26 protein-coding genes are annotated in these 25574 nt (G+C 73.1%); 15 read left to right on the top strand and 11 right to left on the bottom strand.

What is annotated here, in order from left to right:
* Nucleotides 1-55: 55 nt before the first annotated feature.
* Nucleotides 56-2257, top strand: coding sequence for an MMPL family transporter (locus Q6348_RS12355; RefSeq protein ID WP_304601579.1), 2202 nt, complete (start codon nucleotides 56-58; stop codon nucleotides 2255-2257).
* Between the two features lie 64 nt (nucleotides 2258-2321).
* Complete coding sequence (locus tag Q6348_RS12350; protein ID WP_304601578.1) at nucleotides 2322-3551, top strand: hypothetical protein; 1230 nt, start codon at nucleotides 2322-2324, stop codon at nucleotides 3549-3551.
* Here Q6348_RS12350 and Q6348_RS12345 read toward each other — a convergent pair.
* The 3 genes from Q6348_RS12345 to lpdA all read right to left on the bottom strand — a co-directional run bounded on the left by Q6348_RS12345 (nucleotide 3535) and on the right by lpdA (nucleotide 7744).
* Nucleotides 3535-4437 carry a TIGR01777 family oxidoreductase gene (locus tag Q6348_RS12345; protein WP_304601577.1) on the bottom strand — a complete coding sequence of 301 codons (903 nt, stop codon included), beginning with the start codon at nucleotides 4435-4437 and terminating at the stop codon, nucleotides 3535-3537. The two genes, Q6348_RS12350 and Q6348_RS12345, sit on opposite strands and share 17 nt — an antisense overlap.
* A gap of 78 nt (nucleotides 4438-4515) precedes the next feature.
* Nucleotides 4516-6354, bottom strand: a complete 1839-nt coding sequence (gene sucB, locus Q6348_RS12340; protein WP_304601576.1) for a 2-oxoglutarate dehydrogenase, E2 component, dihydrolipoamide succinyltransferase — start codon at nucleotides 6352-6354, stop codon at nucleotides 4516-4518.
* 16 nt (nucleotides 6355-6370) lie between these two features.
* A complete protein-coding gene (lpdA, locus tag Q6348_RS12335) occupies nucleotides 6371-7744 on the bottom strand; it encodes a dihydrolipoyl dehydrogenase (RefSeq protein ID WP_304601575.1) in 1374 nt (457 codons plus the stop codon).
* Between the two features lie 155 nt (nucleotides 7745-7899).
* Here lpdA and Q6348_RS12330 point away from each other — a divergent pair, with 155 nt between their 5' ends.
* On the top strand, nucleotides 7900-8211 hold the full coding sequence (locus Q6348_RS12330; RefSeq protein WP_304601574.1) for an oxidoreductase: 312 nt from the start codon (nucleotides 7900-7902) through the stop codon (nucleotides 8209-8211).
* 10 nt (nucleotides 8212-8221) lie between these two features.
* Here the strand turns inward: Q6348_RS12330 and Q6348_RS12325 are convergent, their stop codons facing one another.
* Complete coding sequence (locus Q6348_RS12325; RefSeq protein ID WP_304601573.1) at nucleotides 8222-9670, bottom strand: leucyl aminopeptidase; 1449 nt, start codon at nucleotides 9668-9670, stop codon at nucleotides 8222-8224.
* Between the two features lie 88 nt (nucleotides 9671-9758).
* Here Q6348_RS12325 and Q6348_RS12320 point away from each other — a divergent pair, with 88 nt between their 5' ends.
* The 5 genes from Q6348_RS12320 to Q6348_RS12300 all read left to right on the top strand — a co-directional run bounded on the left by Q6348_RS12320 (nucleotide 9759) and on the right by Q6348_RS12300 (nucleotide 12426).
* A complete protein-coding gene (locus tag Q6348_RS12320; RefSeq protein ID WP_304601572.1) occupies nucleotides 9759-10115 on the top strand; it encodes a hypothetical protein in 357 nt (118 codons plus the stop codon).
* Between the two features lie 83 nt (nucleotides 10116-10198).
* Nucleotides 10199-10705 (top strand): hypothetical protein, encoded by a 507-nt coding sequence (locus tag Q6348_RS12315; RefSeq protein WP_304601571.1) that lies wholly within the window; start codon nucleotides 10199-10201, stop codon nucleotides 10703-10705.
* Nucleotides 10706-10771: 66 nt separating this feature from the next.
* A complete protein-coding gene (locus Q6348_RS12310) occupies nucleotides 10772-11194 on the top strand; it encodes a hypothetical protein (protein WP_304601570.1) in 423 nt (140 codons plus the stop codon).
* A gap of 9 nt (nucleotides 11195-11203) precedes the next feature.
* Nucleotides 11204-12223, top strand: a complete 1020-nt coding sequence (locus Q6348_RS12305; RefSeq protein ID WP_304601569.1) for a quinone-dependent dihydroorotate dehydrogenase — start codon at nucleotides 11204-11206, stop codon at nucleotides 12221-12223.
* Nucleotides 12220-12426 carry a hypothetical protein gene (locus Q6348_RS12300; RefSeq protein WP_304601568.1) on the top strand — a complete coding sequence of 69 codons (207 nt, stop codon included), beginning with the start codon at nucleotides 12220-12222 and terminating at the stop codon, nucleotides 12424-12426. Before Q6348_RS12305 ends, Q6348_RS12300 begins: the two co-directional genes overlap by 4 nt.
* A gap of 7 nt (nucleotides 12427-12433) precedes the next feature.
* On the opposite strand, the gene yczR is transcribed toward Q6348_RS12300, so the two are convergent.
* Entirely contained in the window at nucleotides 12434-13858 is a 1425-nt protein-coding gene (yczR, locus tag Q6348_RS12295; protein ID WP_304601567.1) for a MocR-like transcription factor YczR, read from the bottom strand.
* Nucleotides 13859-13984: 126 nt separating this feature from the next.
* On the opposite strand from yczR, the gene yczE reads away from it, so the two are divergent.
* Nucleotides 13985-14767 carry a membrane protein YczE gene (gene yczE, locus Q6348_RS12290; RefSeq protein WP_304601566.1) on the top strand — a complete coding sequence of 261 codons (783 nt, stop codon included), beginning with the start codon at nucleotides 13985-13987 and terminating at the stop codon, nucleotides 14765-14767.
* Here the strand turns inward: yczE and Q6348_RS12285 are convergent.
* The gene (locus Q6348_RS12285; protein WP_304601565.1) at nucleotides 14686-15246 is read right to left on the bottom strand and encodes a DUF3043 domain-containing protein; all 561 of its coding nucleotides are present in this window, start codon (nucleotides 15244-15246) and stop codon (nucleotides 14686-14688) included. The genes yczE and Q6348_RS12285 overlap by 82 nt on opposite strands.
* An 87-nt stretch (nucleotides 15247-15333) precedes the next feature.
* Here Q6348_RS12285 and Q6348_RS12280 point away from each other — a divergent pair, with 87 nt between their 5' ends.
* Nucleotides 15334-16698 carry a dipeptidase gene (locus tag Q6348_RS12280; RefSeq protein ID WP_304601564.1) on the top strand — a complete coding sequence of 455 codons (1365 nt, stop codon included), beginning with the start codon at nucleotides 15334-15336 and terminating at the stop codon, nucleotides 16696-16698.
* A 14-nt stretch (nucleotides 16699-16712) separates the two neighbouring features.
* Here Q6348_RS12280 and Q6348_RS12275 read toward each other — a convergent pair whose 3' ends face one another.
* The 3 genes from Q6348_RS12275 to nadA are packed head-to-tail and all read right to left on the bottom strand — an operon-like array spanning nucleotide 16713 to nucleotide 19105.
* Nucleotides 16713-17243 carry an acyl-CoA thioesterase gene (locus Q6348_RS12275; protein ID WP_304601563.1) on the bottom strand — a complete coding sequence of 177 codons (531 nt, stop codon included), beginning with the start codon at nucleotides 17241-17243 and terminating at the stop codon, nucleotides 16713-16715.
* A gap of 13 nt (nucleotides 17244-17256) precedes the next feature.
* Complete coding sequence (locus Q6348_RS12270) at nucleotides 17257-17856, bottom strand: DJ-1/PfpI family protein (protein ID WP_304601562.1); 600 nt, start codon at nucleotides 17854-17856, stop codon at nucleotides 17257-17259.
* A gap of 40 nt (nucleotides 17857-17896) precedes the next feature.
* Complete coding sequence (nadA, locus tag Q6348_RS12265) at nucleotides 17897-19105, bottom strand: quinolinate synthase NadA (protein WP_304601561.1); 1209 nt, start codon at nucleotides 19103-19105, stop codon at nucleotides 17897-17899.
* Nucleotides 19106-19189: 84 nt separating this feature from the next.
* On the opposite strand from nadA, the gene Q6348_RS12260 reads away from it, so the two are divergent.
* On the top strand, nucleotides 19190-20326 hold the full coding sequence (locus Q6348_RS12260; protein WP_304601560.1) for a glycerate kinase: 1137 nt from the start codon (nucleotides 19190-19192) through the stop codon (nucleotides 20324-20326).
* A 142-nt stretch (nucleotides 20327-20468) separates the two neighbouring features.
* Nucleotides 20469-20819 (top strand): iron-sulfur cluster insertion protein ErpA, encoded by a 351-nt coding sequence (gene erpA, locus Q6348_RS12255; RefSeq protein WP_304601559.1) that lies wholly within the window; start codon nucleotides 20469-20471, stop codon nucleotides 20817-20819.
* 26 nt (nucleotides 20820-20845) lie between these two features.
* Here erpA and Q6348_RS12250 read toward each other — a convergent pair whose 3' ends face one another.
* Both Q6348_RS12250 and Q6348_RS12245 read right to left on the bottom strand, forming a co-directional pair.
* On the bottom strand, nucleotides 20846-21109 hold the full coding sequence (locus tag Q6348_RS12250; protein ID WP_304601558.1) for a sulfurtransferase TusA family protein: 264 nt from the start codon (nucleotides 21107-21109) through the stop codon (nucleotides 20846-20848).
* Nucleotides 21106-22215, bottom strand: coding sequence for an aminotransferase class V-fold PLP-dependent enzyme (locus tag Q6348_RS12245; protein ID WP_304601557.1), 1110 nt, complete (start codon nucleotides 22213-22215; stop codon nucleotides 21106-21108). Before Q6348_RS12245 ends, Q6348_RS12250 begins: the two co-directional genes overlap by 4 nt.
* A 185-nt stretch (nucleotides 22216-22400) precedes the next feature.
* Between Q6348_RS12245 and ctaC the strand changes: the two genes are divergently transcribed.
* The 3 genes from ctaC to Q6348_RS12230 are packed head-to-tail and all read left to right on the top strand — an operon-like array spanning nucleotide 22401 to nucleotide 25461.
* Complete coding sequence (ctaC, locus tag Q6348_RS12240) at nucleotides 22401-23237, top strand: aa3-type cytochrome oxidase subunit II (protein ID WP_304601556.1); 837 nt, start codon at nucleotides 22401-22403, stop codon at nucleotides 23235-23237.
* Nucleotides 23237-25066 carry an aa3-type cytochrome oxidase subunit I gene (ctaD, locus tag Q6348_RS12235; RefSeq protein ID WP_304601555.1) on the top strand — a complete coding sequence of 610 codons (1830 nt, stop codon included), beginning with the start codon at nucleotides 23237-23239 and terminating at the stop codon, nucleotides 25064-25066. Before ctaC ends, ctaD begins: the two co-directional genes overlap by 1 nt.
* On the top strand, nucleotides 25063-25461 hold the full coding sequence (locus Q6348_RS12230) for a cytochrome c oxidase subunit 4 (RefSeq protein ID WP_304601554.1): 399 nt from the start codon (nucleotides 25063-25065) through the stop codon (nucleotides 25459-25461). The genes ctaD and Q6348_RS12230 overlap by 4 nt, the downstream gene beginning before the upstream one ends.
* Nucleotides 25462-25574 lie beyond the last annotated feature (113 nt).

The raw sequence follows: 25574 nt of genomic DNA, 5'->3' as shown, positions 1-25574 counted from the left end.
ACCTTCCTCGCGGTTCGGATTGTGCGTCCCAGGCTAGACCTCCATGATACTCAGCATGCTGAGCAATTCGAGGCGAGCGGGAGTGCTGCGCGGTCTGGTGATCCTCGGGGTCATCGTGGTCTGGTTCGCGATCGGGGGTGCCGGTGGCATGTCCATCGGCAAGCTCTCCGAGGTGCAGCAGAACGATGCGACGTCGTTCCTGCCGACCGGTGCCGAGTCGACCCGTGCCGCCGACCTCGCCGCGGGCTTCCGCCAGACCGACACGCTCCCGGCGCTCGTCGTCGCTGAGGCGAACGGCGCGATGACGCCCGACCAGCTCTCAGCCGTGCAGCAGTTCGCCGGGCGGGTCGGCTCGCTCCCGCTCGGGGACGGTCGCACGCTCGGCGACATCCTGGTCGCACCCGCTCAGGCGATCCCGTCCTCCGACGGCCAGGCGGCCCTCGTCACGGTCGCCCTCGACGCCACCAAGGCCACGGAGCAGCTCGGCGACCAGCGGGTGGTCAACGCCGCCGTGGCAGCCCTGCGTGATGCCGTGACCCCGCTCAGCGACCAAGGTCTCTCGGTGCACGTCACCGGGCCGGCCGGGTCCATCGCCGACCTCGTCGACGCGTTCGGTGGCATCGACAGCCTGCTGCTGCTCGTCGCGCTCGGGGTGGTGTTCGTGATCCTCGTGCTGGTGTACCGCTCGCCCAGCCTGCCGTTCACCGTGCTGTTCACCTCGCTCTTCGCGCTCTCGGGTGCCGCGCTCGCGGTCTACCAGCTCGCCGCGAACGGCGTCCTGGTCCTCAACGGCCAGAGTCAGGGGATCTTGTTCATCCTCGTGGTGGGTGCGGCCACCGACTACTCGCTGCTCATCGTCGCGCGGTACCGGGAGGAGCTGCGCTGGATCCAGGAGCCACCACGGGCGATGTACCGGGCGCTGCGCGCCGCCCTCGAGCCGATCGCGGCGAGCGCAGGGACCGTCATCGCCGGCCTGCTGTGCCTGCTGCTGTCCGACCTGGCGTCCAACCGGTCGCTCGGCCCGGTCGCGGCGATCGGGATCGCGGCAGCGTTCGTCGCGGCGTTGACCCTGCTGCCGGCGCTGCTCCTGGTGGGTGGCCGGCGCGCGCGGTGGATCTTCTGGCCGCGGATGCCCAAGCCTGCCGACTCCGGCGACCCCCACGACGTCGAGGGCGGCGAGGAGCTCGAGCACCTCGAGGCCCGCACCGGCCTGTGGGGTCGCGTCGCAGGCGTGATCGGGCGCCACCCGCGCCGGGTGTGGGTGGTCACCGCGGTCTTCCTCGTGGCGGCCTCGGCGTGGGTGCCGACGTTCCGAGCGCAGGGCACCAGCGAGTCCGACGTCTTCCTCACCAAGGTCGACTCGGTGGCCGGCGAGAAGGCCCTGGCCCGGCACTTCGAGGCCGGCAACGTGCAGCCCGCCACGGTGGTCGCCCCGGAGGGCGAGCTCGACGCCGTGGTCTCCGCCGCGAGGTCCGTGCCCGGCGTGCAGTCGGCGACGCCGGTCACGCAGGGCGGCCAGGGTGGGCCGCCGGACCCCAACGCACCGCCGATGGTGGTCGACGGGAGGGTCCTGGTCGAGGTCGCCACGCAGGCGGCCGCGGAGACCCAGCAGGCGCAGGACACCGTCGCGGCGCTGCGCGGCGCCGTGCACGCCGCCGCGCCCGACGCATTGGTCGGAGGAGCCGCCGCGCAGCGTCTGGACACCCAGCAGACCAGCGCCAGGGACCTGCGCGTGATCGTCCCGGCCGTGCTCGTGGTGATCCTGCTGGTGCTCATCGGCCTGCTGCGGTCCGTGCTGGCACCCGTGCTCATCGTGCTGGCGAACCTGCTGTCCTTCGGTGCCACGCTGGGCATCAGCGCACTGGTGTTCAACCACGCCTTCGGGTTCCCCGGGTCGGACGCGACGGTGCCGTTGTACGGCTTCGTCTTCCTGGTCGCCCTGGGCATCGACTACTCGATCTTCCTCATGACGCGCGTGCGCGAGGAGTCCCTGGAGCACGGCACCCGGTCCGGCGTGCGGCGCGGGTTGGCCGTCACGGGCGGGGTCATCACGAGCGCCGGCCTCGTGCTCGCGTCAACGTTCGGAACGCTCGCGGTCATCCCGCTGCTCTTCCTCGCCCAGATCGCGTTCCTCGTGGCGTTCGGCGTCCTCCTGGACACCCTGGTGGTCCGCACCCTGCTGGTGCCCGGGCTCGTGCACGATCTCGGCCGGCGTGTCTGGTGGCCGTGGCGTGGGCGCATCCCCGCCGACCGCTGACAGGGCCGCGGAGCCAGCCTGTGGACGGCTCCCGGCGGGGTCCTTCGGCTGCTGGGATGGCGGCATGCAGACCGTCGTGCCCGAGGACCTCGACGCCGCGCTGCGATCCGCGGGGCTGCGCGTCGCGGGGCCGCTCGACGCACGCGAGGACCGTGCCCGCTGGACGGCGCTCGGCCCGGACGGACGGCGGTGGGCGATCCTCGAGGCCACGGCCGGCGAGGCGGACGGCGCCCGGCGTCGCGCGCACGCGCTCGCGACCGTCGACCACCCGAACGTGGCGGCCGCCGGGCCGGTGCTGGACCGACCCGGCGGGGGTGTCCTGCTGCTGGTCGCGGCCGAGCCCGGGGTGGACCTCGCGGTGCTCATGGCGGCTCGCGGCCCCCTCGACGACGCCGAGGCGACCGGTGTACTCGTCCCCGTCGCCGGCGCGCTCGCGGCGCTGCACGCGGCGGGCCTGGCGCACGGCGCCCTGACTCCCGCCGACGTGGTGCTGACCGCGGCGGGGCCCGTCCTGGTGGACGTGGGCGGCGGCACCGGGCCGGTCGCGGTGCAGCAGGCTGCTGACGTCGCGGCGCTCGTCCAGCTCGGGCGAAGGCTCGTCGGCCCGGGTCCCGGTCCGGTGGCTGACGCCCTGGGCGGGGCCGACCCGACAGCCCGGACCCTCGAGGCTGCGCTGAGGACGGCGTCGGAGCCGCGGCCCGTGGACCTGCCCGACTCGGCGGTCCTCGCCAGGCTGGCTCTGCAGCGTTTCGCCGGACAGCAGCCGGGTGAGCCCGTGCGGCCGAGCCGACGAACCGCGAACGGGGGGCGCGGAACCCGGCGAGGGCGCCTCCGACGCGGCGGGCACGGTCGGCGCGGGCGGACCGGCGGGCCCCGGGCGCGCCTCCCGTGGCACCGCGTGGTGGTGGCGTCCGTGGCGATCGTGGCGGTGGCCGTGGCGTGGGCCGTGATCGTCCGTGGCGGGCGGGACGACGCTCGCGCGCATGCCGTTCAGCTCACCGAGCAGCGCATCACCGCTCTCGCAGCGGGCGACATCGCGGGACTGGCGGCACTGACCGAACCGGGCTCGCCCGCGGCGCTGGCGGACGCCCGGCTACGGCCCGAGCCCGTGGAGGTCGAGTGGCTGGCGGTCGAGGCGGGACGCCGGGTCGAGGACGGCTGCCCCGCGGGCCTCGTCTGCGTCCCTGTGACCACCCGGACCCGCATCGCCGGTGACTCGATCCGAACCGCGCGGGTGACCCTCGCGCTCCGCCCGGGGACGTGGCGGGTCGTGCAGGTCAGTCCTGCGCGCTGATCCATCGGGCGGCGTCGGCGATGGTCGGGTGCTGCCACCGGAACCCGGAGTCCTCCAAGGCGCCTGGCACGGCGCGCTGGGAGCTGAGCAGGAGCTCGTCGGCCACGTCGCGCAGCACCAGCCGCAGCAGCGTCGCGGGCACCCGCATCACGGCTGGACGGTGCAGCGCGCGCGCAAGGGTCGCGATCACCTCGCGCTGCGTCGCAGGGTGCGGAGCCGTGAGGTTCACAGGGCCGGCGACGTCGGCGGTGAGCAGGTGGGCGACGGCGGCCGCATGGTCGGCGGTGGTGATCCAGCTCCAGTAGTTCGTGCCCGGCCCCAGCGGGCCACCCACACCCATCCGGATCGCCCGGAGGATGAGGCCCGAGGAGCTGCCCCCCGCGGCCGCCAGTGCCACCGAACCGGTGCGCAGCTGGACCACGCGGACACCAGCCTCCTCGGCCGGTGCGGTCGCGGCCTCCCAGCGGCGTACGAGGTCCGCGAGGAAGCCCGACCCGGGTTCCGAGGTCTCGGTGAGGATCTCGTCCCCTCGGTTGCCGTAGAAGCCCACGGCTGAGGCCTGGAGCCAGACGGGTGGGGGATCGGGCATGGTGGCCAGGGTGCGGGCCAGCAGCGCGGTGGGCCGCACCCGGGACGCCACGATCGTGCGGCGGTACGACGCGGTCCACGGCAGGCGGGCCAGGCTCGCGCCGCCCAGGTTGATGACCGCGTCGACGCCGGCGAGATCCGCAGGGTTCAGGCGACCGAGCACCGGGTCCCAGGGGATCTCCCGCGGCGACCGCGCTGGCCTGCGCACCAGGCGCTGCGCCGAGATGCCCCGCTGGGCGAGCTCATGGGTCAGGGCGGTGCCGAGCAGCCCGTGCGACCCTGCGAGGACGACTCTCATGCGCTCACCTCCGCGTGCTCCCGTGCCGGTGGGCGGTGGTCGGCTCGGGGGCCCGCGCGGCGGGCCCCCGAGAGGTGGTCAGAGCCCGACCTCCGAACCGAAGTCTCCCTCTTCGATGCGCGCCTTGACGGCCTGCAGGTAGCGAGCCGCGTCGGCGCCGTCGACCAGCCGGTGGTCGTAGGACAGGGCGAGGTAGCAGATCGAGCGGATGGCGACATACTCGGCGCCGAGCTCGTCGGTGGCCACCACCGGCTTGCGCACGATCGCGCCCGTGCCGAGGATCGCCGAGGTCCCGACAGGCACGATGGGCGTGTCGAACAGAGCTCCACCAGACCCGGTGTTGGTGACCGTGAACGTGGCACCGCTCAGCTCGTCGGGCGTGACCTTGTTCGCCCGGGTGCGCGCAGCCAGGTCGGCGATCTTGCGTGCGATGCCGGCGAGGTTGAGGTCGCCCGCCCCCCGGATCACGGGCACGACCAGGCCGCGCTCGGTGTCCACGGCGATGCCGACGTTCTCCTCCCCGTGGTACGTGATCTGGTTGCCCTCCAGCACGCCGTTGATCTTGGGGTGGGCCTTGAGCGCCTCGGTCGCCGCCAGGACGAAGAAGGGCAGGAACGTGAGATTGGTGCCCTCACGAGCCTTGAAGTCCTCCTTCGCGCGGCTGCGCAGCCGCGCGACCTTCGTGACGTCGACCTCGACCACGGTGGTGAGCTGCGCCATCGACTGCATCGACTCGTGCATGCGCGAGGCGATGATCTGGCGCAGCCGGGACGCCTTCTCGGTGGTGCCCCGCAGCGGTGAGATCGACTCGACGGCCTGCGCCGTCTTGGACGCCGCCGGCTCGGACGGCGTAGCCGTAGCCTCCGCCTTGGCCCTCTCGGCGGCCTTGGCCTTCTCGGCGGCCTCGGCGGCCTCGAGGACGTCCTCCTTGCGGATCCGGCCACCGACCCCGGTGCCGGTCACGGTGGACAGGTCCACGCCCTTCTCGGCCGCCAGCTTGCGCACCAAGGGCGTGAGATAGCCGCCGCTGGTGGGCGCCGACGGGGCCGAGGCGCCCGGGGCGGCCTGCTGGCCCGTCTCCTCGGCCGGGGTCGGCTCCGGTGCCGTCGCGGGCTCCGGGGGTGCCGGCTGTGCCTGCTGGCGGGACGGGGCCGCGGCCTGCGGGGCCGGGGCGGCCTGCTCCTCCTGGGCTGGGGCAGGCGCCTCCTCCTGCGCAGGCGTGGGCTGCTCGGTCGCCGGCTCTGCTGCTGGGGCCGACTGCTCGGTGGGCGCGGCGGGGGTTCCCCCGATCCGTGCCAGGACGGCGCCGACCTCGGCGGTCTCGTCCTCGCCCACGAGGATCTCGCTGAGGGTCCCGGCGACCGGGGAGGGGATCTCCGTGTCGACCTTGTCGGTGGAGACCTCGAGGAGGGGCTCGTCGACGGCGACCTCCTCGCCGACCTGCTTGAGCCAGCGGGTGACGGTGCCCTCGGTGACGCTCTCGCCGAGAGCCGGCATCTGGACCTCCTCGCCGCCGGAGGACGCGCCGGACGGCTGGTCGCTCGGTGACGCCTGCGGGGCCGCAGCGGGCTGCTCGGGCTCTCCCTGTGGGGCGGGGGCCGACTGCTCGGGCTCGGCCTGCTCGGGCTCGGCCTGCTCGGGCTCGGCCTGCGCCTCCTGCGGCGCGGCACCGGCCTCGTCCGCGCTGCCGATCCGGGCGAGGACCGCGCCGACGTCCGCGGTCTCGTCCTCCGGCACGACGATCTCCAGCAGCACTCCGGCGACCGGGGAGGGGATCTCGGTGTCGACCTTGTCGGTGGAGACCTCGAGCAGGGGCTCGTCGACGGCGACCTCCTCGCCGACCTGCTTGAGCCAGCGGGTGACGGTGCCCTCGGTGACGCTCTCGCCGAGAGCCGGCATCTGGACGGACTCAGACATGTTCTGGCGTCTCCTGTCAGTTGTGCGCGTGCAGCGGCTTGCCGGCCAGCGCGAGGAACGCCTCGCCGACCGCCTCGTTCTGGGTGGGGTGGGCGTGCACCAGGGACGCGACGTCCTCGGGGTATGCCTCCCAGTTGACGATCAGCTGACCCTCGCCGATGAGCTCACCGACCCGGGCGCCGAGCATGTGGACGCCGACCACGGGGCCGTCCTTCCTGCGCACCAGCTTGACGAAGCCGGTGGTGCCCAGGATCTGGCTCTTGCCGTTGCCAGCGAGGTTGTACTCGTAGGTCTGGATCTGGTCGTCGCCGTAGAGCTCCTTGGCCTTGGCCTCGGTGACGCCGACGGACGCGATCTCCGGGTCGGAGTAGGTGACCCGCGGGATGCCGGACTCGACCAGTGGTGCGGGGTTGAGGCCTGCGATCTCCTCGGCGAGGAAGACGCCCTGTGCGAAGCCGCGGTGCGCGAGCTGCAGGCCGGGGACGATGTCGCCGACCGCGTGGATGTTCGCGACGCCGGTGTGCAGCCGCTCGTCGGTGAGCACGAAGCCGCGGTCCATCGGGACGCCCTGCTCCTCGTAGCCGAGGTCGGCCGTGCGGGGCCCGCGGCCGACCGCCACGAGCATGAGGTCGGCGTCGATCGCCGTGCCGTCCTCGAGGGCGACGTGCACTGCGGAGTCGTCCTGGGTCACGCCGGAGAACCGCACACCGGTGTGGAACGCGATACCGCGCTTGCGCATCGCGCGCTCGAACGCCTTGCTGATCGCCTCGTCCTCGTTGGGGACCAGGTGGGGCAGCGCCTCGACGATGGTGACCTTCGCGCCGAAGGACGTCCACACGCTGGCGAACTCGCACCCGATCACGCCGCCGCCGAGCACCACCACCGACTCGGGCACGTGATCCAGGTTCAGCGCGTGCTCGGAGGTGATGACCCGGCCGCCGATCTCCAGGCCGGGCAGGGTCCGCGAGTACGAGCCGGTCGCCAGCACGACGTGCTTGCCGGTGTACCGCTCGCCGTCAACCTCGACGGTGTCGGGTGCGACGAGCCGGCCGTGCCCCTCGACGTAGGTGATCCCGTGCGCCTTCACCAGGCCCTGGAGACCCTTGTAGAGGCGGCCGACCACCGCGTCCTTGTAGCCGTTCACGCCGGCCATGTCGATGCCCTCGAGTGCGGCCCGGACGCCGAACTTCTCCGACTCGCGCGTCGAGTCGGCGACCTCCGCCGCATGCAGCAGAGCCTTGGTGGGGATGCAGCCGACGTGCAGGCAGGTGCCGCCGACCTTGGCCTCTTCCACGAGGACCACCTTCAGTCCGAGCTCGGTGGCGCGCAGGGCGGTGGCGTAGCCCCCGCTCCCTCCGCCCAGGACCACGATGTCGGCGGTGTCAGGCACGGTCAGGCTCCCCTCGGGCACGGCAGTGGGTCGGGCGCTGCGGCCATCTTGTCATCACCCGTGGCTCGGTGGCATCCGAGCGGTGACGGATGGGCAGCGCGATTCATCCTACGTCTTGCTGGGCCCTCGGTCCTGTTCGCCCGTAGGCTGAGCACATGCCGCTGTTCCGCAGGCGTTCCCGCCAGGCCCCAGAACGCGACGCCCGCCATGCGACCCTGGAACACCTCGCCGAGTTCGCGCGCACGCGCGTCGGCGTCGAGGCATACATCGAGCCGCAGACGAACGTCACGCAGACCACCGTCGTGCTGATCGCAACGAGCGGGGAGTGGACGCGCCGACGGGTCCCCAGCCCCGGCGCGGCGCGGAAGATCGCCCAGGACCTGGGCATCCCCGTCTACGACGTGCAGCTGGTCGGGTACCCGCAGCGCATGCGGGACTGGAACGCCAGGCAGCGTTCCGGTCGCTGACGACGGCCGGTCAGCGGTTCTCCAGCAGCCTGAGCATCGTGCGCACAGCCACCCCGGTGCCCCCCGCGGGCGTGTAGCCCCAGGCGGCGTGCTCGTTGAAGGCCGGCCCGGCGATGTCCAGGTGCGCCCAGGGGGTCGAGCCGACGAACTCGCGCAGGAACACGCCCGCGGTCAGCATCCCGCCGGCGCGGTCGCCCACGTTCGCGATGTCGGCCACTTGGGAGTTCAGGCCCGCGCGCAGCTCGTCCGGCAGAGGCATGGGCCAGAACGCCTCACCGGCCTCGGCCGCCGCGGACACGACTGCTGTCCGCATGTCATCGGTGCCCATCACGGCGGACACCCGGGTGCCGAGGGCGATGACCTGGGCGCCGGTGAGCGTCGCGACGTCGATGACGGCGTCAGGAGCCTCCTCGCACGCCGCCACGAGCCCGTCAGCGAGCACCAGGCGCCCCTCGGCGTCGGTGTTGAGGACCTCCACCGTGGTCCCGCCGCGCTGGGTGATGACGTCGGACGGCCGCTGCGCGGTGCCCGAGGGCATGTTCTCCGCCAAGCACAGCCAGCCGGTCACCGCGATCGGGAGCTTGAGAGCTGCCGCGGCGAGCACGGTGTGCAGCACGGCCGCCGCCCCGGCCATGTCGGACTTCATGGTCTCCATCCCCTTCGGAGGCTTGAGTGACAGGCCACCCGAGTCGAACGTGATGCCCTTGCCGACCAGAGCCACGGACCGCTTCGCGCGGGCCGGGGTCCACGCGACCTTGACGAGCCTGGGCGGTCGCGAGGACCCCTGGCCCACCGCGACCAGGCCGCCGTAGCCCCCGGCGGCGAGCTCCTTCTCGTCGAGCACCGTGACCTTGATCTTGGTGCCCTTGGCCGCAGCCTTGGCGATGTCGGCGAACGCCGCCGGGTAGAGGTCCCGGGGCGGCGCGTTGACCAGGTCGCGCACCCCGTGCACCGCCGCGGCGAGCACCTCGGCGCGGGCGACCGCGGCCTTGGCGGCGGCCGCCCGCGCCTGCGGGGCGACCACGGTGATCTCCTCTGCCGGCCGCTTCGCTGCGGGCAGGTCGTGGTACCGCGTGTAGGCGTAGGCGCCCAGCAGGGCGCCTTCCGCCACGGCCGCGGCGTCGTCGGCGTCGCGGACCGGCAGCGCGAGCGCGACGCTACGCACCCCGGTGAGCTGGCGGGTGGCAGCACCGGCTGCCCGCCGCAAGGCCTCCCGGTCGCTCGGGTCGCCCACCCCCACGGCGGCGACGACATCGGCGGCGACCGCGTCCCCGGCGGGAACCCGAACCACCTGGTCGACCTCCCCGGTCAGCCCGAGAGCCGGCGACGTGAGGACGCCGGCCAGGCTCGCGGGCAGCGCGTCGCCCAGCAGCCGGGGAGTGCCGTCGTCGGACGTCACCCCCACCACGAGGACGTCGACGGACAGGTGGGCAGCTGAGGACGAGGTGAGGGTGATCACCCCCCGATGCTAGGGGAGTGGCCGCGCGCGTGTCGGCCCCGGGGGTGTCGCGCGGTGATCCGGGCCCGGCGCCCCTAGGGTCGGCAGCGTGTGGATTCCGCTCCTCGTGCTCAGCGCCCTGCTCTCCGGGGCCCTCGGAGCGTGGGCGGCGGTGCGCGCCGCCCGGGACCAGCCCGTGATCTGGCGTCAGCTCAAGGCCGGGGCGGTCGTCGAGGGCGTCCTTGTCCTCGAGGCGGCGGTCGCGGTGGTGATGGCCCTCGGGACGTCTCGCCCGCACGACGCCCCGACGTTCTGGGGCTACCTCGTCACGACGCTGCTGATCCTCCCGGTCGCCGCGGCGTGGTCATTCGCCGAGCGCACCCGGTGGAGCTCGGTGGTGCTGCTGGTCGCCGCCCTGACCGTGGCGTTCCTCCAGCTCCGGCTCTGGCAGGTCTGGCAGGCGTAGGTGCGGGCGCAGGCCCGCGAAACCGCCTCCCGCGCGGTCCGCGGCGCGCTAGCGTCGGTGGCGTCGAGTCGAAAGGCACGCCGATGGCCACACCGCAGCCCTCGGATCGCCCCGCCGGCGCTCCCGCGTCGCGCCGTCGGCGCCGCCCCGCTGCACGGCCTTCGCGCGGTGCGCGCCGGGCCGGCTACCTCGTCGCGGTCGCCCTGGACCTGGTCCTGCTGGGCCTGATCTTCCGGTGGCCCGGCTGGGAGTCGCTGGCGTTCTTGACCCAGGACACCACCGTGGTGCTGCCCTGGGTTGCCGCCCAGATCTGGACCGGTGTCGCGGTGAACCTCGTGTGGGTGGCTGCGGATCCGCGGTGGCTGCGCGCGCTCGGCGACCTGGCGACGTCCGCGCTCGGGCTGGTGGCCGCGCTGCGCGTCCTGGACGTGTTCCCGTTCGCGTTCGACGAGGGCGGTTTCCCTTGGGCGACGGCGGTACGCGTCGTGCTGTGGGTCGGGATCGTGGGCAGCGGGATCGGGGTGCTGGTCAACCTGGTCCGTCTGGTCACCGACCTCGCGCGTCAGCCGCGGGCCGTGGGCCACGCGTGACCGACCGCCGTCCGGGCGACGACGGTCCACGGCTTCGAACCGAGCGGACGCCCGTAGGGTGGCGCCATGAGCTCACCGACCGCGACCGGCCCGGGCCGCGTCCTCGTCGCCGTCTACGGCCTGCTCGCCGTCGCTGCGAGCGCTCGCTCGGCCGTGCAGATCGCCACCGACCTGGCTGCCGCGCCCTTGGCCTACCTGCTGTCGGCCGTGGCCGCCGTGGTGTACGTGGTTGCCACGGTGGCACTCGCACGGGGTCGCGGAGCGTGGCGGGCGGTGGCGTGGGCCGCCGTGAGCGTCGAGCTGGCCGGGGTGCTCACGGTGGGGACCCTCTCGATCGTGCGCTCCGACCTGTTCGCGGACGCGACGGTCTGGTCCGACTACGGGCAGGGGTACGGCTACGTGCCGCTCGTGCTGCCGATGCTCGGCATGTGGTGGTTGCGTCGCACGGGATCCCGGACGTCCCCGGCCCTGGACGCCGCCGCCGGGTAGGTTGCCCGCGTGTACGCGCTGCTGTTCCGTCTGGTGTTCCGGCGGATGGATCCCGAGCTCGCCCATCGGCTGGCCTTCGGTCTGATCAGGGCGGTGGCCGCGGTACCCGTGCTCTCCGGCCTGCTGCGCCGCCGGTGCGCGCCGCCCGGCCCCTCGGTCCTGGTGCTCGGCCGACGTGTGCCGGGGCGGCTGGGGCTCGCCGCGGGGTTCGACAAGGACGCGGTCGGGGTGCCGGGCATGACGATGCTCGGGTTCGGTTTCGTCGAGGTCGGTACCGTGACCCCCGCCGGGCAGCCCGGCAATGAAGCGCCACGGCTGTGGCGGGTGGTGGACCAGCAGGCGCTGCGCAACCGGATGGGGTTCAACAACGCCGGCGCCGCCGCCATGGCGGAGCGGCTCCACAGGCTGCGCAGCACGTCGGCCGGACGCCGGTACGTCGTCGGTGTGAACATCGGGAAGAACAGGACGACTCCGGCCGACCGCGCCGCGCAGGACTACGCGGCATCTGCCCGCCTGCTGGCTCCATGGGCGGACTACCTGGTCGTCAACGTCTCCTCGCCGAACACCCCCGGGCTGCGGGACCTGCAGTCCGTCGACTCGCTGCGCCCCCTGCTGGCCGCCACGCGATCCGCGGCGGACGAGGCCACCGGGCCCGGTGCGGTTCCGCTGCTCGTCAAGATCGCCCCGGACCTGGTCGACGAGGACGTCATCGCGGTCGCGGATCTCGTGACCGAGCTCGATCTCGCCGGCGTCGTCGCCGTCAACACCACGATCGCCCACGACCTGGGTCAGGGCGGGCTGTCCGGGCCGCCGCTGCTACCCCGGGGGCTGGAGGTCGTCCGGCTGCTTCGTGGTCGGCTGGGCGCCGGCCGGACGATCATCGGGGTGGGCGGGATCAGTGACGCGGACGACGTGCGCGCCTACCTGGCGGCCGGGGCCGACCTCGTGCAGGGGTACACCGGTCTGATCTACCGGGGGCCGTTCTGGGCGGCGCGGATCCACCGTGAGCTGGCCGAGGGAGAGCGATGAGCAGGGCCCAGTGGCGCTGGGAGTTCGTCGGGGCACGGGGTCGAGCGCTGGACCGGCCCGTCAGCCCGGTGTTCACCAACCGCTTCGACGCCGAGCAGTGGCTGGGCGAGCACTGGCGCTCGCTCGCGCACGACGTCCTCGCCGCGCAGCTGCTGTCGGGCGAGGACCGGGTCGGGCAGGAGGTTCCCCTCCGGGAGGCATGACCCGTGGTCAGACGGGGATCGTCTCGGTCTGGGCGGCTGCGCGGGGGCCCAGCGTCGCCCAGGCGGAGGCGAGTGCGGTCACGCCGCGGACCAGGTGCTCCGCGGGAGCCGCGAACGGCAGTCGCATCCGGGTCTCGAAGCCACCGTCCACCCCGAACGCCGAGCCCGGTGTGACGCGCACGCCGTGGCGAGGCGCCACGGCTGCCAGTGCCGAGGACAGCGGCGCGCCGAGGTCCACCCAGACGGACAGCCCGCCCGCCGGGACCGCGACCTGCCAGGGCAGCGCCCGCTCGATCGCCTCCACCAGGGCGTCGCGTCGGGTGCGCAGCTCGGCTCTCCGCTCGGCGAGCAGCGCGTCCGCATCCGCGAGGAGCTCGACCAGCACGAGCTGGTCCAGCACGGGTGCTCCCAGGTCGCGGTGCACGCGCGCCTGGCCCAGTCGCAGGATGAGGTCCCGGTGCGCCCGGATCCACCCCAGGCGCAGGCCACCCCAGAAGCTCTTGGACGCCGAGCCGACGGCCACCAGGTGCTCGTCCGGGTCCCGTCCGAGGAACGGTTCGGGCGGCGGACCCTCCAGGGTGAGGTCGCTCAGCGTCTCGTCGCCGATCACCGGCGTGCGGTGCCGCGTGGCGATCCGGCGCAGCCGCTCGCGGGCCTCGGGATCGAGCGAGGTCCCGGTCGGGTTGTGGTGGTCCGGGGTGATGTGCACGAGCCCGGGTGCCGCGCGGCGGACGGTCGCCTCGAGCAGCTCGAGGTCCAGCCCGGCGTGGTGCACCGGGACCGGGACCGGTCTGGCACCTGCCGCGCGGATCGCGGCGAGGGTGTGCGGGTAGGCCGGGTTCTCCACAGCTACCCGGTCGCCGGGGCCCACCAGGGCGGCGGCCAGGAGGCTCGTGGCTCCCTGTGCCCCGGACGTGACGAGGATCTGGTCTGCCGTGGTCGGGATGCCGCGTGCCGTGTAGCGGTCGGCGAGGTGCGCCCGGAGCTCCGGTAGGCCGAGCTGGGCGTACCCGCCGCCCCCGATGTGGTGCGGGAGGCGGTCCATGGCGCGCCGCGCCGCGCCGACGAGGGCCGGTGGCGCGGCGGGTGCCGCCGTGGCCAGGTCCACGGGCCCGGCGTCGTCGGAGGGCAGCAGTGTCGCGCCGGGCCCGGCGTCGGGCAGTGTGGTGACGCTCCCCGAGCCTTGCCGGGTGCGGAGCAGGCCACGCTCTCGCAGCTGCTGGTAGGCGGCGGAGATCGTGGTGCGCGACAGGCCGAGGGCGCCCGCCAGCTCCCGCTCACTGGGCACCCTGGTACCGACCGGCAGTGCACCGTCCGTCACGGCACGCGTCACGGCGTCGGAGAGGCCCAGGTAGGCAGGCACCCCCGTGGGTACCCGGCCGACGAGGCGCGCCAGCGCGGGTCCGGCGATCCGGCGGTCCGAGGTTGACATCAGGCCACTCTTTCGGAAGTGGCTATGGAAGAGCAACAGACTGGCCGCAGATCATGGGGCGATGGTGAGCGGAGTGGCGCGTCTGGACGCATCGGAGAAGCGGGTGGCCACGTCGGTGGTGCCGGCATGGGCCCGCGGGGACCGTCGCGGCCACCGGTCGCCGCCGCCGCGCCGGCTCTTCCGGCAGGGCCGGACGACGGCGGGGTCTGCCCGGTGACGGCCCGGGTGGTGCAGCTCCTCACCGGGCTCGTGGCCTACGCGGTGTCCATCGCGCTCGTGGTGCGCTCCGGGCTGGGCAGCATGCCCTGGGATGTGCTGCACCAGGGCCTGGCCGCGCACACGCGGGCAAGCTTCGGCCTCGTGACCGCCGTGACCGGGGCGGCGGTCCTGGTGTGCTGGGCGCCGCTGCGTCAGCGGCCCGGCGTGGGAACGGTGGCGAACGTCCTGGTGATCAGTGCCGCCGTCAACCCCGCCCTCGCCCTGCTCGGGCGCCTCGGTGACCCCGCGCCGCTCGGACTTCGCGTCACCATGCTCCTGGGCGGAGTGGCGCTCAACGGGCTCGCGACGGCCCTGTACGTCGGCGTGCAGCTCGGCCCTGGCCCGCGTGACGGTCTGATGACCGGGCTGGTCGCCCGGACCGGCTGGTCCCTGCGCCTGGTGCGGACCGGGATCGAGGTGACCGTCGTGGCCGTCGGCTGGCTGCTCGGCGGGACGGTGGGTCCTGGCACCGTCCTCTACGCGGCGGCCGTCGGGCCGCTCGTGCACGGGTGGTTACCGGTGTTCACGCGCCCCGCCGGACGCCGGGAGGTCGGGCCCGCGTCGACGGGTCAGGAGGGGAACTGGCCGCGCCCCACCTGTGGCTTGGGCAGCCGCAGCCGGCGCAGCTGGTACGCGCGCATCAGGCCGTAGCGGCGCAGGCCGCGCTGCACCCGCTGCTCGCCGAACTTGGCGCTCAGTCCCGCGCGCAGCTTTCGGGCCAGCACGAACGCGTCCACCACCGCCACCAGCAGGCCGGCATAGAGCACGACGACCATCACGAGACCCACGACCGGATAGGTCGTGGTCAGCGTCATGCCGATGAACCCGAAGAGTGCGAACGGCAGGAACCACTCGCCGATGTTGTGCCGCGCGTCCACGTAGTCGCGCACCCAGCGGCGTTGCGGGCCCTTGTCGCGCGCGGGCAGGAAGCGCTCGTCGCCGGTCTTGAGCGCCTCGTACTCGCGGTCCCGCTGCCGCTTGGACGCCTCGCGTGCCTGCCGCGCCGCGAGCTTGCGATCCTTGGGGACCAGTGGCTGCTTGCGCGCGGCCTCGCGTTCCTTCCGGCTCGGGGTCGGTCGGCCCTTGCCGGTCGTGCTGGCGTGGTCGTTGTCGGCTGACGTGGGAGGCACCCCTCCAGGGTAGACGAGCGTGACGGGCGACCTCGACGGGACGTCACCGGCCCGGGTCCCCGCGGCGGGGCCGGTAGCGTGGCGGCCATGAGCCAGACCCCCGTACCGTCCGGGCTGCGTGACCGCGTCGCCGCCGGTTTCCCCCGCGTCCGGGCCGACCTCGAGCAGCTCGCCCGGATCCCGAGCGTGTCGAGCCCGGCCTTCGACCAGGCCGAGGTGGCGCGCAGCGCCCGGATGGTCGCCGACCTGCTCGGTGAGGTCGGGGTGCCGGCCGAGGTGCTGACCGTGACGACCGCGGACGGGCGGGTCGGACGCCCCGCCGTGGTCGGTCACCGTCCGGGACCGGCCGGAGCGCCCACGGTGCTGCTCTACGCCCACCACGACGTGCAGCCCCCGGGGCCACGCGAGGACTGGGACACCGAGCCGTTCGAGCCGACCGAGCGCGGCGGACGGCTGTACGGAAGGGGAGCGGCCGACGACAAGGCGGGCATCGTCGCCCACCTGGGGGCGCTGCGCGCGCTCGGCGACGACTTGCCCGTGGGCGTGACCGTCTTCGTGGAGGGCGAGGAGGAGGTCGGCAGTCCGACCTTCGTGGAGTTCCTGCACACGTACCGCGAGCGGCTCGCGGCCGACCTCATCGTGGTCGCCGACTCGGTGAACTGGAAGGTCGGCGTGCCCGCGCTCACCGTCGGCCTGCGCGGTCTGGTGGACTGCGAGGTCGAGGTCGCGGTGCTCGAGCACGCGGTGCACTCGGGCATGTACGGGGGGCCGGTGCTCGACGCGCCGACACTGCTCGCCCGGCTGATCGCCACGCTGCACGACGAGGACGGCTCGGTCGCCGTGGACGGCTTGACCCGGTCGCCCGACCCGTCCGTCGACTACGACGAGACGGCGATGCGGGCCGACGCGGGGGTGCTGCCCGGGGTTCGTCTGGCCGGTACGGGGCCGCTGACCGCCCGGCTGTGGACCCGACCGGCGATCTCCGTGATCGGCATGGACGTGACGTCGGTCGCGGAGGCCTCGAACACGATTGCGGCCAGTGCTCGCGCCCGGCTCTCCGTGCGGATCGCCCCTGGTCAGGATCCGGCCGAGGCCGCCGCTGCGCTGCGGAGCCACCTGGAGCGGCATGCTCCGTTCGGCGCCCGGGTGACGGTGACCGACGGCGAGCAGGGCAAGTCGTTCGCGGCCGCCGGCGACACCCCGGCGATGCAGGCGGCGCGGCAGGCGTTCACCGAGGCCTGGGGCGTGGAGCCGGTGGACATCGGTGTGGGGGGTTCCATCCCCTTCATCGCCGAGCTCACCGAGGTGTTCCCGGACGCCGCGATCCTGGTCACCGGCGTGGAGGACCCCGACTCACGAGCGCACGCGGCCAACGAGTCGGTGCACCTGGGCGAGCTGGAGAAGGTCGTGCTGGCCGAGGCGCTGCTCCTGGTGCGGGCCGCGTCGCTGTAGGGCGCGCCGGCAGATCAGTCGCCGCGGTGCGCCACGTCCACGGCGCTCGCCCACGCGCGCACGTCCGCGGGCAGCTCGGGTGCCGACAACCCCGGCCGCAGTGCCGCCACGACGTCGGGGGCGGCGATCCGGGCACCGCCGCGGTGCAGGAACCGGCCGGCCACCAGGCCGCGCGCGACGTGTGCGTCGCTCCGCCGGAAGACCTGCTCGAGATAGATCACCCGGTGGTCCCAGCTCAGCACCCGGGTGGCGATCTCGAAGCGCTCACCGAGTCGCAGCGACCGCTTGTACGTCATGGTCGACGCCGCGACGACGGGGTACCAACCACGCGCGCGCAGCGTGCCGAACGCGCCCAGGTCGGCCAGGTAGTTGGTGCGCGCGACGTCCATCATCTGCAGGTACGCGCCGTTGTTGACGTGCAGGTAGATGTCCAGGTCGGTCAGTGTCACGCGCATCCTGGTCACCGAGGTGTCCAGGACTCCCATGCCCGGGACCGGCCGACGCGGTCGGTAGAACGTCCGGGCGAGGTGCAGGGTGCGGGCCACCCGGGCAGGGTACTCAGACCGGCGGTTCGGGCTCGTACTGGATGGCGCGCTTGACCGCCCGCGCGACCGTGACCGTCTCGAGACGCGCCACCAGGTGCAGAGCCATGTCGATCCCGGCGGACACCCCCGCCGACGTCACCACGTCACCGTCGTCGACGAACCGCGCGTCGGTGTCGACCAGGACGCTCGGGTCGAGGCGGGCGAGCTCGTCGAAGGCGTCCCAGTACGTGGTGGCCGGGCGGCCCGCGAGCAGGCCCGCCGCGGCAAGCGGAAGGGCGCCGGTGCACACCGATGCGATCAGCGGCGTGGATCGGCGCATCTGACGCAGCCATGCCAGGTGGTCGCTGTCCAGCGCGAGGCGGCGCGTTCCCTGGCCACCCGGGTGGATCAGGACGTGCAGGGGGCCCACCTCGGCCGTCGCGCAGTCGGGCACGATCTTCAGCCCCTTGGCGAGCCGGACGCCTGCGCCGTCGGTCGAGAACAGCACGACCTCCGGGCGCAGCTCGCTGATCTGCGCCCATGCCGCGAGCACGTCGTAGGGTCCGACGACGTCCAGCTCCTCGGCGTCCTCGAAGACGAAGATCCCCACGCGCATCGGCGGGACGGTGGTCATCGCGGTGCCTCCTTCGGCACGCTGCTCAGCTCCGGCGCGCTCAGCCGGCCGTGGTGGGTGCGGGTGCGGGGAGCGCGAGCATCTGGTCGAGGGCCACGCGGGCCCAGTGCGCGTCGTCCGCGTCCACCGTGATGCGGTTGACCACGCGACCTGCAGCGAGCTCCTCCATCGCCCAGACGAGGTGCGGCAGATCGATGCGGTTCATGGTGGAGCAGAAGCAGACCGTGGAGTCCAGGTAGTGCACCGCGAGCTCCGGGTGGCTCGCGGCGAGCCGCCGCACCAGGTTGAGCTCGGTGCCGATCGCCCAGGCGCTGCCCGGTTCCGCGGCGTCCAGCGCGCGGATGATGTGCTCGGTCGAGCCGACCTGGTCGGCGGCAGCGACCACCTCGTGCTTGCACTCGGGGTGCACGAGGACGTGGATCCCGGGCACCCGTTCGCGGACCTGGGCCACGTTCTCCGCGGAGAAGCGGCCGTGCACCGAGCAGTGCCCGCGCCACAGGATCATCCGTGCGTCGCGGAGCTCGCGCTCCGTGAGGCCGCCAGCCGGCCGCCGCGGGTCGTACACGACGCAGTCCTCCAGACCCATCCCGAGCTGGAGCACGGCGGTGTTGCGGCCCAGGTGCTGGTCCGGCATGAACAGCACCTTGCCGTCGCCGTCGACGCCGCCCGTGCGGTCGAAGGCCCACTGCAGCGCGACCCGCGCGTTCGACGACGTGCACACCGTGCCACCGTGCCGGCCGGTGAAGGCCTTGATCGCCGCCGTGGAGTTCATGTAGGTGACCGGGACGGTGCGGTCGGCCACGCCCGCGTCGGCGAGCACCTCCCAGGCCTCCTCGACCTGGGCGATGTCGGCCATGTCCGCCATCGAGCAGCCGGCCTGCAGGTCGGGCAGCACCACGGCCTGGCCGTCGTGGGTGAGGATGTCGGCCGACTCCGCCATGAAGTGCACGCCGCAGAAGATCACGTACTCGGCGTCCGGCCGGGCCGCGGCCTCGCGCGCGAGCTTGAAGGAGTCGCCCGTGACGTCGGCCAGCGCGATGACCTCGTCCCGCTGATAGTGGTGGCCGAGCACGAAGGCGCGGTCGCCGAGCGCGGCCCTGGCCACCCGGGCTCGCTCCACGAGGTCCGGGTCGGAGGCGGGCGGCAGTGCGCCCGTGCACTCCACGCCCCGCTCGGAGCGCAGGTCCGACCCCTCTCCGAGCAGCAGGAGAGCACCCGACGGACGCGGTTCGGTGAACGTAGCGGACACCCCGGGATTGTCCCACACCGGCTCGTGGCGGCGGATCGGTCGTCCGGTGACCGATGCGGTCCCGGGAGCGGGCAGGATGGCGGGATGCACGTGCTCGTCTCCACCGACCGGCTCGGGCGGGACCTGCCGGCCGTCGAGGTCTCGAGGCTGCTCGCCGACGGGTGGGCTCGGGGGGCGCCTGCGGACCGGCTCGAGCAGGTGCCGCTCGGCGACGGGGGGAGCGGCCTTGTCGCGGCCGTCCATCGCGGTGTGGGCGGTGACCTGGTGCCCGTGACGGTGGCGGGGACGGCCGGCGAGCCGACACCGGCCGGCCTGCTCCGGCTGCCGGACGGCACGGTCGTGGTCGAGGTCGCCGAGGTGCTGGGTGCCCGGGCGACGTCCGGCGCTCGCGCGCCCGTGAGCTCGGCGCCCGCCGCGGGACTGCTGGACGCCGCGCTGGAGCTCGACCCGCGACGGGTCGTCATGGGCGTGGGGGGCCTGGTCGCGCACGACGCCGGAGCCGGCCTGCTGGCGGCGCTCGGTGGGCACGCCCAGGTAGCTGACGGCGGCGCGCAGCTCGAGGCAGCCATGGCGGCAGGCTCGGCCGACCTCCCGGCGCTCCTCGAAGCCACCTCGGCGCGCCTGGCCGGCCGGGATCTGATCGTCGCTGTGGACACCGAGGTCGCGCTGCTCGGCCTGCACGGGGCGAGCGCGCTGCTGGCGGTGCCGGACGCGACTGCGCTCACGCTCGCGCCCGCGGCCGCACAGGGGCTCGAGCAGGCCGTCGGCCGATGGGTGCACGCCCTGGGCTCCGGCCTCGGGCCAGGGCGCGTGCGCGCGGCGGCGTCGGCACGGGGTGCGGGCGCCGGCGGGGGTCTGGCCTTCGGCCTGGCACTGCTGGGTGCTCGGCTGGTCCCCGGCCCGCAGGTCGTGGCGTCGCTGGTCGGGTTGGACAGCCGCGTGGCGGACGCCGATCTGGTCCTGACCGCCACGGCCGTCCTGGACCCGCACGTCCTGCACGACTCCGCCCTCGCGGCGGCGTCGGCCGCGGCCGCGGCGCATGCGCTGCCCGTCGTGGTCGTCAGCGGTGAGGCCGTCCTGGGGCGTCGGGAGTGGGCCGCACAAGGGCTGTCCGGGGTGTACCCGCTGACGGACGGCTCGACGCCGTGGCAGGAGCTCGACGACGTCGCCGGCGCGCTGGTGGACCGAGCCGCACGCGTGGCCCGGACCTGGTCCCGCTGACGCGGGACGCCGGCGGCGCGGCGACGGTCCCGGGTCCGGTCCTTTAGGCGCACGTGCCGGGAGGTCGTACCCTGGGGAGGGAAGACCCGGCGCCCGCCGGTTGTTCTTCGGGAGTACGAACCACGCGACCCGCGGAGGGGCCATGACCGAGACCACGCAGACCGCCACGCACGGCGTCATCCTCACCGACGTCGCTGCGGCCAAGGTCCGCAGCCTCCTGGAGCAGGAGGGGCGGGACGACCTTCGGCTCCGCGTGGCGGTGCAGCCGGGTGGCTGCTCCGGGCTGATCTACGAGCTGTACTTCGACGAGCGGTCGCTCGACGGCGACGCGCTGCGGGACTTCGACGGGGTCGAGGTCGTCGTCGACCGGATGAGCGTGCCCTACCTGGAGGGCGCCACGATCGACTTCGCAGACACCATCGAGAAGCAGGGCTTCACGATCGACAACCCGAACGCCGCGAGCTCCTGCGCCTGCGGCGGCTCGTTCAGCTGAGCTGACCACCGGGCCCACGACGGCGGTCACCTGAGGGTGGCCGCCGTCGTCGTGCCCGCACCGCCCAGCAGGACCGTCGTCGCCCAGGCCTGGTGCCCGTCAGCGGGCTCTGCGACCTCCTCGCCGACGACCCGGTGCCCGCGCATCCGGGCCCACGCCGCGATGTCGTGGCGCGCCGCCGCGTCGGTCCACAGCACCGTCACGGCCGTTCCCGGATTGGCGCCGGCCGCGGCGCGGGCGAGCCGGATGATCGGCATCGGGCAGCGGTCGCCCCGGGCGTCGACGATCACAGCCCCGAGGTCCCGAGCATCGCGCGGACGGCGGCCACCGCGTCCGGCAGGGCCGCGCACAGCGTGTCGACCTGCTCGTCGGTGACGTCGACCGGGAGCGTGAGACGGACGTTGCCGTGCGTCAGGACACCCATCGCGACCAGCACGTGACTGGGTTCCAGCGTGCTGGCGGTGCAGGCCGAGCCGGAACCCACCGCCACGCCTCGACGGTCCAGCTCGGTCAGCAGGGCCTCGCCGTCGACGTACAGGCACGAGAACGTCATGACGTGCGGCAGGCCCGTCGCCGGGTCGCCCGGCACCTCGACGTCGGGGATCGTCCCCAGGCAGGCGCGGATCCGCTCGAGCAGGACACGGCGTCTCGGCGCGGCCTCGGCACGGCGGGATGCGACGGCATCCAGCGCTGCGGCCGCACCGGCCAGGAGCGGCAGACTGACGCCGACCCACGGCTCCTCGTCGGCAGGCCCGGTGGCGCGCGTCCGGACCCTGGGGCGCACCGCGAGGACGCCGAGGCCCGCTGGGCCACCCCACGACGCCGGGTCGGCCGCGAGCAGGTCCCACGCTGGGGGAGCGGGGACATGACCGATGGTCGCGCCCGCGTCGACGAGCAGCGGCACCCCGGCCGCGGCAGCGGCCTCGTGGGCCTCGGGCAGCGGCTGGATGGTTCCGACCTCAGGGTTGGCGTGCTGCAGCGCGGCCAGCGCGGCCGGTTCCGCGAGGGCCGCGCGCCATGCGTCGAGGTCGACACGTCCGTCGCTCCGCACCGGGACGGACACCGGCTCGGCCTGATCCGCGGCGGCGAGCAGCGCAGCACGTTCCACGGCGGAGTGCACCACGCGCCCGCCGAGCCGTCGGCGGGCCGCCACCACGTCGACCACGGCCCGGTGCAGCGACGCGGTGTGCGTGGGGGTGAGCCGGAGCTCGGCCGGCCGCGCCCCCAGGTGCCCGGCGATCGTCTCCTTGGCCCGGTCGGCGAGCGCAGCAGCACGGCGACCCTCCGAGTGCAGCCGCCCGGGGTCTGCCCAGCCGTCGTCCAGCGCCTCGAGGATCGCGGCTCGTGCCGCCGGGTGCAGCGGCGCTCGTGCGTCGAGGTATACCCGGGAGGTCACGGGGCCAACCTAGATCGCCGGCCGCGCGCCACGCGATCCGGATCGGGTCTCGTTGTGGGACGAGGCACGCTAGGGTGGGCACCCAGGGACGAAGGTCCCGGGTCTGCGGCGGTGCTGCGACTCGGGCTCTCGGAAAGGCAAGGGTGGACGTGCAACAGCCTCGGGGTCGTCGGACCTCCCGGCTCGTGGTGCTGGCAGTCGCCGCCGCCGTGCTGCTGAGCGGATGCTCCGCCGACACACGACGCGGTTTCCTGCCGGGCTACGACAACGGGCAGGTCACCAACATGACCGGCCGGATCACGCATCTCTGGACGGGCACGTGGACCGCCGCGCTGGCGGTCGGCGTGATCACGTGGGGGCTGATCATCTGGTCCGTCGTGGTCTATCGCAAGCGCCGGGACGACGACACCTTGCCCATCCAGACGCGGTACCACGTCCCCTTGGAGATCATGTACGTGGTGCTGCCGCTGTTCATGATCGGCGTCCTGTACTTCTACACCGAGCGTGACATGTCGGCGATCAAGGACACGTCCAAGACGCCCGACGTCACGATCGAGGTGATCGGCAAGCGCTGGAGCTGGGACTTCAACTACCTGGACTCCGGCGTGTGGGAGTCCGGCACGCAGATCGACGACCCGGGCACGGTCAAGCTCGGTGACCCACGGCTGCCGACGCTGTACCTGCCGCTCGGCAAGCGCGTGGAGTTCAAGCTCGAGTCGCGCGACGTGATCCACTCGTTCTGGGTGCCGGCATTCCTCTACAAGGAGGATCTGATCCCCGGCCGGACGAACACGTTCCAGATCGTGCCCGAGCGCAAGGGGATGTACCTGGGCAAGTGCGCCGAGCTGTGCGGCGAGTACCACTCCGGGATGCTCTTCCAGGTGGACGTGGTCAGCCCGGAGGAGTACCAGGCCCAGATGGAGCGGCTGCGGTCGGCCGGGCAGGTCGGAAAGCTGGGGCTGGACCTCAACCCGGCAGACCATCCGGGTGCCAACCCGACGACCCCGAAGCAGGAGGGCTGATGGCCACCCAGACCCAGGCACTCGCGGCGAGCGTCCCGCAGCGCAAGCCTGTGGGCAAGGTGATCGTCTCGTGGGTCACCACCACGGATCACAAGACGATCGGCTACCTCTACCTCGGGACGTCGTTCTTCTTCTTCCTGCTCGCCGGCGTGATGGCACTGCTCATCCGCGCCGAGCTCTTCGAGCCCGGCATCCAGATCGTCAGCCACAGCCAGTACAACCAGCTGTTCACGATGCACGGCACGATCATGCTGCTGCTGTTCGCGACGCCGCTGTTCGCGGGCTTCGCCAACGTGATCATGCCCCTGCAGATCGGGGCGCCCGACGTCGCCTTCCCGCGCCTGAACGCCTTCGCGTACTGGCTGTTCCTGTTCGGCGGGCTCATCACCGTGTCGGGCTTCTTCACCCCGCAGGGCGCGGCGTCGTTCGGCTGGTTCGCCTACGCGCCGTTGTCCAACGCCGTGAACTCACCGGGCCTGGGCGGCGACCTGTGGGTCTTCGGCCTCGCCCTGGCGGGATTCGGCACGATCCTCGGTGCCGTCAACTTCATCACGACGATCCTGACCATGCGCGCACCGGGCATGACGATGTTCCGCATGCCGATCTTCACCTGGAACACCCTGGTGACCGGGCTCCTGATCCTCATGGCGTTCCCTCCGCTGGCCTCCGCGCTGTTCGCCCTGGGGGCCGACCGGCGCCTTGGCGCCCAGGTGTTCAACGCGGCGAACGGCGGGGCGATCCTGTGGCAGCACCTGTTCTGGTTCTTCGGCCACCCGGAGGTCTACATCATCGCGCTGCCGTTCTTCGGCATCGTGACCGAGATCTTCCCCGTGTTCAGCCGCAAGCCGGTGTTCGGCTACAAGGGGCTGGTCTACGCGACGATCGCGATCGCCGCGCTCTCGGTGACCGTGTGGGCGCACCACATGTACGTCACCGGCGCCGTTCTGCTGCCCTTCTTCGCCCTGATGACGATGCTCATCGCGGTGCCGACCGGCGTGAAGTACTTCAACTGGATCGGCACCATGTGGCGCGGCAAGCTCACGTTCGAGACGCCGATGCTGTGGTCGGTGGGCTTCCTGGTGTCCTTCCTCTTCGGCGGGCTGACCGGGGTGATCCTGGCCAGCCCCGCACTGGACTTCCAGCTGTCCGACACCTACTTCGTGGTCGCGCACTTCCACTACGTCGTGTTCGGCACCGTGGTCTTCGCGATGTTCGCGGGTTTCTACTTCTGGTGGCCCAAGTTCACCGGGAAGATGCTCAACGAGCGGCTCGGGAAGCTGCACTTCTGGCTGCTGTTCATCGGATTCCACACCACGTTCCTGATCCAGCACTGGCTCGGCGTGAAGGGCATGCAGCGGCGCATCGTGGACTACATCCCGGAGGACGGGTTCACGACGATGAACCAGATCTCCACGATCGGCGCCTTCATCCTGGCGCTGTCGATGCTCCCGTTCTTCTGGAACGTCTACATCACGGCCCGCAACGCCCCGAAGGTCGCCGTCGACGACCCCTGGGGCTACGGCGCCTCCCTGGAGTGGGCGACCTCCTGCCCGCCTCCGCGGCACAACTTCACCTCGCTGCCCAGGATCCGGTCCGAGCGGCCGGCCTTCGACCTGCACCACCCCGAGGTCGCGGCGATGGACCATGTGCCACCGTCGTCGTTCCCCTTCTTCGGCGGTCCCGACCTCGACGGCAGCCCGGAGGGAGCCCAGCGGACGCTGGACGAGGGCGCGTCAGCCAAGGAGCAGGCCACGGCGGTGGTGATCGACGACTCGGGCGGCGACGAGGAAGTTGTGATCGAGCGCGACGAGGAGGATGAGCAGCGATGAAGGCGTCTTCGCGCGTCCTGGCCATCCTCACGGGCTTCCTGCTCGTGGTGGGCGTGGTCTACGGGGTGTGGAGCCACGGTGAGGCCGTCGGTATGGGAGCGCTGCTGCTCAGCGCGGGCCTGACCGGCATGCTCACCTTCTACATGCTCGTCGTGGACCGCCGCAGCGGCGGCATGCCCGAGGACGACCCTCAGGCCGAGATCTCCGACGGCGCCGGGGACCTGGGCACGTTCAGCCCCTGGAGCTGGTGGCCTCTGGTCGTGGGCGCGGGTGCCGCGATCGGGTTCCTCGCCCTGGCCGTGGGCTGGTGGCTGCTCGTCCCGGGCGTGATCGTGGCGTTCCTCGGCCTCGTGGGCTGGATCTTCGAGTTCTCCCGCGGCCAGCACGCGCACTGAGCCGTCCGCACCAGGACAGCGCAGGGCGTCGGCACCATCTCGACGTCATGCGATGGCCCCCGGGAGGTGCTCCAGGTCCGGAGCGGGTGAGGACAGCACAGTGCCCGGCCCCC

The organism is Actinotalea lenta (assembly GCF_030586465.1).
GTDB lineage: Bacteria > Actinomycetota > Actinomycetes > Actinomycetales > Cellulomonadaceae > Actinotalea > Actinotalea lenta.
This window is presented reverse-complemented; position numbering and strand designations above follow the sequence as displayed.

What these genes read in the sequence shown, in the direction of transcription:
- Q6348_RS12355 (WP_304601579.1), top strand. Translation starts at nt 56, where the DNA reads ATGCTGAGCAATTCGAGGCGAGCGGGAGTGCTGCGCGGTCTGGTGATC.
- Q6348_RS12350 (WP_304601578.1), top strand. Translation starts at nt 2,322, where the DNA reads ATGCAGACCGTCGTGCCCGAGGACCTCGACGCCGCGCTGCGATCCGCG.
- Q6348_RS12345 (WP_304601577.1), bottom strand. Translation starts at nt 4,437, where the DNA reads ATGAGAGTCGTCCTCGCAGGGTCGCACGGGCTGCTCGGCACCGCCCTG.
- sucB (WP_304601576.1), bottom strand. Translation starts at nt 6,354, where the DNA reads ATGTCTGAGTCCGTCCAGATGCCGGCTCTCGGCGAGAGCGTCACCGAG.
- Q6348_RS12330 (WP_304601574.1), top strand. Translation starts at nt 7,900, where the DNA reads ATGCCGCTGTTCCGCAGGCGTTCCCGCCAGGCCCCAGAACGCGACGCC.
- Q6348_RS12315 (WP_304601571.1), top strand. Translation starts at nt 10,199, where the DNA reads ATGGCCACACCGCAGCCCTCGGATCGCCCCGCCGGCGCTCCCGCGTCG.
- Q6348_RS12310 (WP_304601570.1), top strand. Translation starts at nt 10,772, where the DNA reads ATGAGCTCACCGACCGCGACCGGCCCGGGCCGCGTCCTCGTCGCCGTC.
- Q6348_RS12300 (WP_304601568.1), top strand. Translation starts at nt 12,220, where the DNA reads ATGAGCAGGGCCCAGTGGCGCTGGGAGTTCGTCGGGGCACGGGGTCGA.
- yczR (WP_304601567.1), bottom strand. Translation starts at nt 13,858, where the DNA reads ATGTCAACCTCGGACCGCCGGATCGCCGGACCCGCGCTGGCGCGCCTC.
- yczE (WP_304601566.1), top strand. Translation starts at nt 13,985, where the DNA reads ATGGGCCCGCGGGGACCGTCGCGGCCACCGGTCGCCGCCGCCGCGCCG.
- Q6348_RS12280 (WP_304601564.1), top strand. Translation starts at nt 15,334, where the DNA reads ATGAGCCAGACCCCCGTACCGTCCGGGCTGCGTGACCGCGTCGCCGCC.
- Q6348_RS12270 (WP_304601562.1), bottom strand. Translation starts at nt 17,856, where the DNA reads ATGACCACCGTCCCGCCGATGCGCGTGGGGATCTTCGTCTTCGAGGAC.
- Q6348_RS12260 (WP_304601560.1), top strand. Translation starts at nt 19,190, where the DNA reads ATGCACGTGCTCGTCTCCACCGACCGGCTCGGGCGGGACCTGCCGGCC.
- erpA (WP_304601559.1), top strand. Translation starts at nt 20,469, where the DNA reads ATGACCGAGACCACGCAGACCGCCACGCACGGCGTCATCCTCACCGAC.
- ctaD (WP_304601555.1), top strand. Translation starts at nt 23,237, where the DNA reads ATGGCCACCCAGACCCAGGCACTCGCGGCGAGCGTCCCGCAGCGCAAG.
- Q6348_RS12230 (WP_304601554.1), top strand. Translation starts at nt 25,063, where the DNA reads ATGAAGGCGTCTTCGCGCGTCCTGGCCATCCTCACGGGCTTCCTGCTC.